Source organism: Mesorhizobium sp. M7A.F.Ca.CA.003.01.2.1 (assembly GCF_003998945.1).
Classification (GTDB): Bacteria; Pseudomonadota; Alphaproteobacteria; order Rhizobiales; family Rhizobiaceae; genus Mesorhizobium; species Mesorhizobium ciceri.
The window spans coordinates 1-1,153 of the sequence record NZ_RZRA01001292.1 but is presented as its reverse complement, the minus strand read 5'-3'; the positions used below and the strand labels follow the sequence as shown (position 1 = coordinate 1,153).

The 1,153-nt window shown below is 63.0% G+C and carries 2 protein-coding genes and 1 pseudogene; all 3 read left to right on the top strand.

Annotation, left to right across the window (positions count from 1 at the left end):
• Positions 1–146 (top strand): annotated as a pseudogene (locus EN969_RS36430) (tRNA (adenosine(37)-N6)-threonylcarbamoyltransferase complex dimerization subunit type 1 TsaB); the annotation flags it as partial.
• Positions 147–229: 83 nt separating this feature from the next.
• Positions 230–724 (top strand): ribosomal protein S18-alanine N-acetyltransferase, encoded by a 495-nt coding sequence (gene rimI / locus EN969_RS32080; protein WP_063169989.1) that lies wholly within the window; start codon positions 230–232, stop codon positions 722–724.
• Between the two features lie 21 nt (positions 725–745).
• On the top strand, positions 746–1,153 hold a 408-nt coding region (locus tag EN969_RS32075), incomplete at its 3' end, for a 1-acyl-sn-glycerol-3-phosphate acyltransferase (RefSeq protein ID WP_206525292.1).

Sequence of the window (1,153 nt, the reverse complement as noted above, 5' to 3'; positions counted from 1 at the left end):
GCCCTCGGACGGCCACCGCCGACATTGTCACCTACGCCCGCCTGGCTGCCGCCAAGGGCGCGGGCGAACGGCCGAAACCACTCTATCTGCGCGGCGCCGACGCCAAGCCGCAGGCCGGGTTCATTCTTTCAAGGATCAGACCATGATCCCGAAAAGTGGAAGCCGGTTTTCACGGACAACGGTTCCCGTTTGTCCAGAGATCATGGTCAAACAAGAAAACAAAAATTAGATGCGCATACCTTTTCTCCAATCACGCCGCCGGGACTATGCGCTCGAGCCGCTGAGGATCGCCGACAGTCCGGCGGTCTCGCTGCTGCATCGCGAGGACTTTGTCCGCCCCTGGACCGATGGCGAATTTGCCGCCTTGCTCGAACAGGACACCGTGTTCGGCTATGCCGCGCGCGAAACCGGACAGGGCTCCAAGCCGCCCGTCGGCTTCGTGCTGGCGCGGCTTGCGGCAGGCGAGGGCGAGATCCTGACCGTCGCGGTGGCGCGATCGCATCGCCGGCAGGGGTTGGGCTGGCAATTGATGGACGCGGTGTTGCGCGAACTGCACGCGCAGCGCGCCGAAGCGCTGTTCCTCGAGGTCGACGAGACTAATGTCGCGGCGATCGCGCTTTATCGCCGGCTGGGCTTCCGCGAGGTCGGCAAGCGGCCGAATTACTACAGGTCGGCCGAACACGGACCGACCGGCGCGCTTGTCATGCGCCGCGATCTTCGCTAGCGAGACGGCCGGGATGGGGCGATGATCAAGAAAATCAGGATTTTCCTGGCGCTGGGCCTCGTTGTCGCCGGTTCGCTGGTCCTCGTGCCGTTACAGATACTGTCGATGAAGACCGGCTGGTGGCCGGAAACCTTCATCCTCAAGATCTGGCACAGGCTGATCATCAGGGCGCTCGGCATGCGCATCCATGTCAAGGGGACGCTGTCCGACAAGCGCCCGCTGCTGGTTGCGTCCAATCACATCTCCTGGACCGACATCATGGTGCTCGGCTCTTTTGCCGACGTAAAATTCATCGCCAGGGCTGATATGGAAGGCTGGCCGCTGATCGGCATGCTTTCGAAGCTGCAGCGTACCGTGTTCATCGAGCGCGAGCGCAAGCGTTCGTCGGGCGACCAGGCAAGCGAGATTGCCAGCCGCATGGCCAAGGGC